Source organism: Paragemmobacter kunshanensis (assembly GCF_011059185.1).
GTDB classification, from domain to species: domain Bacteria; phylum Pseudomonadota; class Alphaproteobacteria; order Rhodobacterales; family Rhodobacteraceae; genus Paragemmobacter; species Paragemmobacter kunshanensis.
Genome location: NZ_JAALFE010000054.1, coordinates 1 through 7,708 on the forward strand (window position 1 = coordinate 1; position 7,708 = coordinate 7,708).

Consider the following 7,708-nt stretch of genomic DNA (forward strand, 5'->3'; position numbering starts at 1 on the left):
CATGACACGAAATCCATAACCAATGGTGGGTCACTTCTCGATGGAAAACCCGGGTCAGCTCTCAGTGCAAATCAACATCCACGAGATTCTGCGCAAAAGCACGGACGATGGTGTCGCGCGCCGGTTTAGTGTTGGCGGCGACCTCAACCGTTCCAGTCAAGGGCTCATAGGTCAGTGCGGCCGCAACAACGGGTCGTCTCGGCACGGAGGCTATCTTCGCGCCTTGAAACTCCAAGGTGGCCTCGAGTCTCTGCTCGGCGTAAATCGTCACCTGAACAACGTGATACTCGGCCCCATCAAAACCACGGCGGGTCCGCTCAAAGATATCGACTTGTATCTTTCCGTCCGACAAGGCTCCTCTGAGTGCGGAGGAGAATGCTGCCTTGCATTCGTCTGAGGTGAGGACCGTCAGGTCACTCGAAAGGACGTGGCCATCGAACCTGTTAGACCTTCTTCGCCCATCGATGAAGACCGCTTCCTCCGCTCTCCGAAAGCATTCCGAATGGTTTATGAACAACCAGACTGCGCGATCTTCTACCCCGCCAAGTTCGGGTTCGTCAGCGCCGTCGGGCCAGCAGGACGCCATTGCCAGGTCGCCGAGTTCATTGGTCAGGGATGTGATCCGCTCGAGCGCGCCAACGGCATGCTCATTGCCATCGGCTTGCCCTGCGTCAATCGCCGCGGCCATCAACTTTGCGAACTTCAATCCCGGGTCTGACCAGTCCACGTCCTCGGGCATCAACACACGCAAGTGTTCCGCAAGTGCTTTGCGCATGTCGGGCGAAGTTTTGCGAATGAAAGGACTGAATGCAGTCATGCAATCTCCGGGCGTCAATTCATTCGCACAAGCTTAGCAGGAAACTCCGTGAACGGCACCTGCGTTGGTCAGCAGTTCGGGCCTGCAGTGATTGACCGGGTGATCACGCCTTTCGCCAGGTTTCGAATGATTTCGCCACCCTTCTATAAGGCAATGAAATCATTTGTATTTCAGGCACATCTCCCTAGCATTTGGTTAAAGGAACGATCTCACTGGAGCGCAAGTTGGGATGGGGTACTGCAGCGCAAATGCCTTTCCTTCGTCGGAAATGACCCCCGCCGAGCGCCGCACCGAGTTGTGCCGCATCCTGGCCCTTGGCCTGATCCGGCTGATGCAGCGCCAGTCAAGTCAACTCTCTGATCCCACTGGAGAAACTTCGCTACACTCTCTGCCCGACCAGAGCGCACATGCAACTCCGACGCATCGGAGAACCGCATGACGACCAATGATCCCATCCCCGCGCGCCTCGCGGCACTGAAGACTGCCCCGGTCACTGCGCTGAAACAACAGTGGCGCGATCTGTTTGCCAGTGAACCGCCGCCCTTCAACCGTCGCTATCTGGAAAGCCGCCTCGCCTACCGCATTCAGGAACTGGCCTATGGCGGGTTGAAACCCGAGACGGTGCGGCGGCTGGAGGAACTGGGCGAGGAACTCTACGGCGGCGGGGATCGGAGAAAGAGCAGCCATCGGTTCGATCGCGATCGGCCGATCACCGGGACGCGGCTGCTGCGCGAATGGCAGGGCGTGGAGTATGTGGTCACTGTCACCTCAGACGGCTTCGACTGGCAGGGACGGCCGTATCAGTCGCTGTCCGCCATCGCCCGCACCATCACCGGCACGCGCTGGAACGGCTGGGTGTTTTTCGGGTTGAAGAACCATCGGAGGGGGCCGTGACCGAACGCATCGTCCAGAAACTCCGCTGCGCCGTTTACACCCGGAAATCCTCCGAGGAAGGGCTGGAGCAGGAGTTCAACTCGCTCCACGCCCAGCGCGAGGCCTGCGAGGCTTATGTCGCCAGCCAGCGGTCCGAGGGATGGGTGCTGGTGCGGGATCATTACGACGACGGCGGCATCAGCGGCGGCACGCTGGAACGGCCGGGGCTAAAGCGCTTGCTGGCCGATATCGAGGATGGGCTGGTCGATGTGGTGGTCGTCTACAAGATCGACCGCCTGTCCCGGTCCCTGATGGACTTCTCGAAGCTGGTCGAAGTGTTCGACCGCAATGGCGTGACCTTCGTATCAGTCACCCAGTCCTTCAATACGACAACATCCATGGGTCGCTTGACCCTGAACATCCTGCTCTCCTTTGCACAATTCGAACGCGAAGTCACCGCAGAGCGCATTCGGGACAAGGTCGCGGCCTCGCGCGCGAAGGGCATCTGGATGGGCGGGGGTGTGGCCTATGGCTACCGGGTGGAGAACCGCAAGCTGGTGGTCAACGAGGCTCAGGCTGTCCATGTGCGCTGGGTGTATCAGCGCTTTCTGGAGGTGGGATCCGCAACGCTCATCGCTCGGGAGGCTGCAGAGCGTGGCTTGCGCACTACTTCGGGCAAGGCCATCGACAAGAAGTTCATCCACCGTCTGGTCGACAACCCCGTCTACATCGGGGAGGCGGTACACAGGGGCAAGCGCTATCCCGGCGAGCATGCGCCCATCGTGGATCGCGAGACTTGGGAGAAGGTGCAGTCCATCCAGAAGGTCAGCCCCCGCCAACGGGCGGCCAAGACACGGGCGGACACTCCTGCCCTGCTGAAGGGGCTGCTGTTCGGGCCAGATGGGGCAGCCTTCTCGCCCAGCCATACGCGCAAGGGCGGGCGTCTCTATCGCTACTATGTCAGCCAGACCATCCTGCGGCATGGGGCGGGGACCTGCCCGGTGGGCCGCGTGGCGGCCGGGGACATCGAGGCCGCCGTCGTCAACCAGTTGCGCGCCGTGTTCAGGCAGCCCGAGATCATCGCTGGCACCTGGAGGGCCGCACAGGCCCACACAGGCGGCATCCGCGAGGAGGAGACCGGTGAGGCCCTGACGCGGTTGGACCCGCTGTGGGAGGAGCTGTTCCCGGCTGAGCAGGCACGCATCGTGGGGCTGCTGGTGGAGAGGGTGGATATCGGGTTGCACGGGCTGAACATCCGGATGCGGGTGGATGGTCTGGCTGCCCTTGCGCGTGAACTGCACAGCCCGGGCGTTGAGGCAGCGGCATGAACGTCTATTCACCGGAAATCGTGACCGTGCACGTCCCGTTCAGGATCGCCAAGCGCGGGGGGCGGAAGTCGATCCTGCCGCCAGCCGACGCCCCTGCCCCGCGCCATGTCGACAGCACGCTGGTTCGCGCCCTGGCACGTGCTTTCCGGTGGCGGCGCATGTTGGATGCCGGAGAGTTCCTCACGATCTCCGAGCTTGCAGCTCATGAGAAGGTGGCGCCCTCCTACGTGACGCGCATCTTGCGGCTCACGGCGCTGGCACCCGGGATCATCGAGGCGATCCTGGACGGGACGGCGGGACCGGAGGTGACGCTGGCGGGTGTGGTGAAACCGTTCTCGGAGGTGTGGGCCGTGCAAGAAATCAAGCTATCGACCACCTGAAGCGATCCGCCAAGTTATTCATCTAAAAGTTTGATCTAGAAGTTGGATAGCATATCGCGCAAAACCGCTTGAGAAATATCAAGGGCCGGCATCGCGAGAAAAACATACCCAACCAGTCCCAGAGTAATTGCTGCTAATCGTGCAGGCCGATTGGTATGCATCGTCCCTGCCCACCACTCCCGCGCAAGATGACTTATGTAGTCACCATGTGCATTTAGCATTCCTGATCGAACATCTGATCTGAACCCTGCTAACTTCGGGCCAGTTCGCACTCTGTCTTTGATAGACCAAAAATCAGGTCGGCGCGATGTCCAGGTGCGTTCGAAAACTTGCGCTTCCATTCTCGCGATCTCACCGACGGTAAAGCTTTCTCGCACTTTCGTTGAAAAGTCGATCTCGTCATTTGACACATCCAGGACTAGTGGTCCGTAAACTCGATAGATCACATGTGAGAAAAATACGAACAAGCTGCCAAAGAAAACAAGTCGTAGCTTTGTAACCGCGTCAAGGAAGAAAGGATTCTTGGATCCCCCAACTACCCCTGCAATAGTATCAAACGAAGTCAAACTGGCAATCTCGTCATTGAATAGGATCAGATATCCCGCCAGTGGCACCAACCCGATTACTCTAGATACATCATTGTTTGCGACAGCCTTTACGGCACGCCATTGGATCAGCCGCCAGTCTTCGCTCAACTTCATGGCTGATCAGTTCCAGAGTTCTTCATACATGCGTACCAAAGCTATTGTCATTGGGCCCGTTCAACCAAAGTGGCGCTCATTGGATCGTACACGTAATTCACGATCGTTCGATCCTTGATGCGGTTTACCGCCTCGTCAATAACGAACAGTGGAACCATGAACCACTCGCGCGGCACAACAGGTCTCCCGAAGCGATCCCGAATTTCCACGTCGAAGCGAGCTGGTTCAAAAATCCTGTGGATCAGATTCTCGAGTTTCGTGCGGTTGATGTTGAACAGCTCATAGGTTGCAACGACTTCCACATCGGCCATCAGAAAGGTCGGCTGAAGGCGCGCACCTGCGATCCGCTGTTTCACACCCATATTGGTGACGCCGATCTTGTGAACGAGATCACGGTGCTGCGCGACCATAGGATGATCGGATTTGCTGCGCAGAACATAGATTGTGCCGCTCGCCTCGTCTCCTTCCTCTGGCTGGTCAGCAAAGAGGGGCCCAGCCACGGGCTCTGTGATCCTGCGGCCAGCCTCGTCCTTGTTGAGCGAGCGCTGCAGCGACCGCATCAGCATGTTGCTCTCGGTGCCATTGTCGAAGATCACCCGCAGACGGGCATCGGTGCGACCCTGGGCGGTGATCTCAATCTCGCCCATCTCGGCCACGTAAGCCTTCTGTCCGCTGACGATGAAGAAGCGCCCAGGCTCGATTTCCGCCTTCATTTCAAACGGTCGGGTATGTCGAACGCCTTCGTCGAGATCCCGTTGAACTTTCTCAAACAGCGGCTTGAACTTGGCAAAGTCCTCGCAACGCGTGCGGTTGGCCACTTCTTCCGCCGCCTGTTTTTCCACACTTGATCGGACGTGCTTCAGCTCGGTGATGTCGGGGCGCTCAGCCTCAACCCCAAGGGCAGCCAAGAGGGCATCATCGCCTAGTTCTTCTCCGTCTGCCTCCAAAGCAGCAAACTGGTCGCCCAGCAGGCCTTGTCGATCGAACCCAGCCAGGATCGAACGGCACTCGGGCAGAGTCCGAAGCCTGTCAAGGCGCACGGCGTAGAGGCGCTCGAAGATATCGCGATCTTCGCCATGCTGAGGCGCCCGGCCGTGCTCGTCGACGAAACGCTGAATATCTTCGAAACCCGCGATGATCCGCTCTTCCTGCGGCGATCGGCTGCTCGCCTTCTTTGCCTCTACTTCAACGCCGAGCTCGGCAAGGAGGGCGTCGTCCTCGTCAGTGAAATCAGCCATTCGCGGCCTCGGCTTTCATGCGCGCAAGAAAAGCGACGCCCTCAGCCATCCGTCGCTCCCAGGCGTCCTGCGAAGTGATCGATGGCAGTCGCCCGCGCTCTTGTTTGAACTTCACAGCTCGTCGGGCCAGATCACGGGCTTCCTCTGGCGTCAGCTTCACCTTCTTTGCCGCGATGACTGCCGCGACCTGCTTCAGGCTTTCCTCGCTCATCGTTTTTGCAAGGATCGAGTAGGCCTCGCCAAATGGGTTGATCTGATCGATCAGGTCGATGTCCAGATCGCGGACGTTCATGAACTTCCTCACCCCATCGATCAGCGCCGTGTTTGCCGTTCTTTCTCCCTCATCGCCGCCGGTGGCCAGACGCTTTGCCTCTTGCGTCAGGTTCAGCGCCGCGATCGCATGTTGCCGGACGGCCTCTTGGTCGTGCTCGTCCAACTGGGGGTATTTCTCCTTCACGATCTTGCCCATCCGCGTCAGGGTCAGATCTTGCGGCACCAGTTCCTCCCGGTCAAAGAGGCCCCGCTCCATTGTGGGCTTGTCTTGGACGAAGGCCGTGATCACCTCGTTCAAGTCCTGGCTGCAAATCCGCGCCGCTTCCTTGCTCTTCGGTTCCACCAGACCCTTGATCTCGATCTGGAAGGTCCCCGTGTCCTCATTAAAGCCCACATTGCACTTATACGGATCATATCCATCGTCGCCGTAGTCAAAGCCGGGCTGGGCGGAACTGGCCTGCGTTTTGGGCTTGAACTCGAACTTAGGTGCCAGGACCTGCTCCATCAGAAGGCTGGCCGCGATCGCTTTCAGCGTGTCGTTGACCGCCTCTGTCACAAGCCCCTGCGAGGCGTCAGGTTCTGCGATCAGATTGGTAAAGCGCGCGTGGGTTTTACCGGGCGCATCGCGGGTCGCGCGGCCGATGATCTGCACCACCTCTGTCAGGCTCGCGCGGTAGCCGACCGTCAGGGCATGTTCGCACCAGATCCAGTCGAACCCTTCCTTCGCCATGCCGAGCGCGACGATGATGTCCACATGGTCGCGGTTCATCTTTTGGGTCGGGTCCTTCAGCGCTCCCGACACCTTGTCTCGACGCGGCCCCTCGTCGTCCACCAGATCGGCGATCCGCAGTACCCGGCCCTCGGGTGTCTTGACCAGCTGGAACCCCGTCGCCTCGTCGACACCTTGCCACTCGCCGAGAGACTCGAGGATCTCCTCGACCTCCTTGTGCTTGTCCTTCGTGCTCTCGCGCGAATTCACGGACGGGATGTGGAGGATGGTTTTCTCCCGCGCATCCAGCACCTTCAGGATGTCGTCCACATAGGGGCCGTTGTAGAAGAAATAGCCGATGTCCAGCGCCTTGAGGTGCTCATACCCGTTTAGCTGCTCGTAATAGGTGTAGGTCACCGTCTCGAACTTGCTCTCGTCCTGCGGCATCAGGACGGCCTCCGCATCGCCGCGGAAGTAGCTGCCGGTCATGGCGACGACATGCACCCGATCCCGCGCGATGAAGGCGCCCAGATGCGCGCCCAGCTTGTTGTCGGGGTTGGCGCTGACATGGTGAAATTCGTCCACCGCGATCAGCCGGTCGTCGAAGGCCTCGACACCGAACCGGTCCACAGCAAATCGGAACGTCGCATGGGTGCAGACCAGCACCCGGTCCCCGCTTTCCAGGAAAGCGCCGACCGAGTTCACCTTGCCACCATCGGTGCCGGGCGAGTTGCAGAGGTTCCACCGCGGTTCAACTTTCCAGTCGGCCCAGAAGCCGAACTTCGACAGGGGCTCGTCGGCAAAACTGGAGCCGATCGACTTTTCCGGCACCACGATGATCGCCTGCTTCAGGCCCTGGTTGTGCAGCTTATCCAGCGCGATGAACATCAGCGCCCGGCTCTTGCCGCTGGCAGGCGGCGACTTGATTAGCAGGTATTGTTCGCCCCGCTTCTCATAGGCGCGTTCCTGCATGACGCGCATGCCGAGTTCGTTGGCCTTGGTTGAACTGCCATTGCGCGCATAGGTGACCGAAACAGAGGGAACATGGAGCGTGGTCATTTCTAGCCCTCCGCCGCGAAGTGCGCTTCGAAAGCACGAACGCTGCCATAAGTTTCGACCACGCGAGTCTGAACCTTCCGCATCATGTCCGATCCCCGCTCAGGCCATCCATGGTGCTCGAACATCTCAGCAAATCCGCCAAAGCGGGCCTTCGCGATCGCTGCAATAATCTTGGCATCGCCACCGGGCGTGTAGTTTGATCTGGTCATGCCGTCCCCCCTACTCGCCCGATCCTTTTCGAGCACCTTAACAACCCACATTCTCCAAGTAAGTCGCTGATTTCGCTGTCGTAATCGTGATATTTCGCATATAAATCATGGCGTTGACGGC

General features: G+C 59.3%; 8 protein-coding genes. 3 read left to right on the forward strand and 5 right to left on the reverse strand.

Features of this window, described 5'->3' with window-relative positions; all coding sequences use genetic code 11:
- Window positions 1–61: 61 nt before the first annotated feature.
- The gene (locus G5V65_RS21215; RefSeq protein ID WP_165054508.1) at window positions 62–817 is read right to left on the reverse strand and encodes a hypothetical protein; all 756 of its coding nucleotides are present in this window, start codon (window positions 815–817) and stop codon (window positions 62–64) included.
- A 435-nt stretch (window positions 818–1,252) separates the two neighbouring features.
- Between G5V65_RS21215 and G5V65_RS21220 the strand changes: the two genes are divergently transcribed.
- Genes G5V65_RS21220 through G5V65_RS21230 form a run of 3 tightly spaced genes read left to right on the forward strand, consistent with a single transcriptional unit; the run spans window position 1,253 to window position 3,398 of the window.
- Window positions 1,253–1,711: a DUF2924 domain-containing protein gene (locus G5V65_RS21220; RefSeq protein ID WP_165054511.1), complete on the forward strand. Its 459-nt coding sequence runs from the start codon at window positions 1,253–1,255 to the stop codon at window positions 1,709–1,711.
- Complete coding sequence (locus G5V65_RS21225; protein ID WP_165054514.1) at window positions 1,708–3,018, forward strand: recombinase family protein; 1,311 nt, start codon at window positions 1,708–1,710, stop codon at window positions 3,016–3,018. The genes G5V65_RS21220 and G5V65_RS21225 overlap by 4 nt, the downstream gene beginning before the upstream one ends.
- A complete protein-coding gene (locus G5V65_RS21230; protein ID WP_165054517.1) occupies window positions 3,015–3,398 on the forward strand; it encodes a hypothetical protein in 384 nt (127 codons plus the stop codon). Before G5V65_RS21225 ends, G5V65_RS21230 begins: the two co-directional genes overlap by 4 nt.
- A gap of 35 nt (window positions 3,399–3,433) precedes the next feature.
- Here the strand turns inward: G5V65_RS21230 and G5V65_RS21235 are convergent, their stop codons facing one another.
- The 4 genes from G5V65_RS21235 to G5V65_RS21250 are packed head-to-tail and all read right to left on the reverse strand — an operon-like array spanning window position 3,434 to window position 7,587.
- Entirely contained in the window at window positions 3,434–4,099 is a 666-nt protein-coding gene (locus tag G5V65_RS21235; protein ID WP_165054520.1) for a hypothetical protein, read from the reverse strand.
- A gap of 47 nt (window positions 4,100–4,146) precedes the next feature.
- On the reverse strand, window positions 4,147–5,337 hold the full coding sequence (locus G5V65_RS21240; RefSeq protein ID WP_165054523.1) for a GIY-YIG nuclease family protein: 1,191 nt from the start codon (window positions 5,335–5,337) through the stop codon (window positions 4,147–4,149).
- Window positions 5,330–7,378, reverse strand: coding sequence for a pseudomurein-binding repeat-containing protein (locus tag G5V65_RS21245; RefSeq protein ID WP_165054525.1), 2,049 nt, complete (start codon window positions 7,376–7,378; stop codon window positions 5,330–5,332). The genes G5V65_RS21240 and G5V65_RS21245 overlap by 8 nt, the downstream gene beginning before the upstream one ends.
- 2 nt (window positions 7,379–7,380) lie before the next feature.
- The gene (locus G5V65_RS21250; RefSeq protein WP_165054527.1) at window positions 7,381–7,587 is read right to left on the reverse strand and encodes a hypothetical protein; all 207 of its coding nucleotides are present in this window, start codon (window positions 7,585–7,587) and stop codon (window positions 7,381–7,383) included.
- Window positions 7,588–7,708 lie beyond the last annotated feature (121 nt).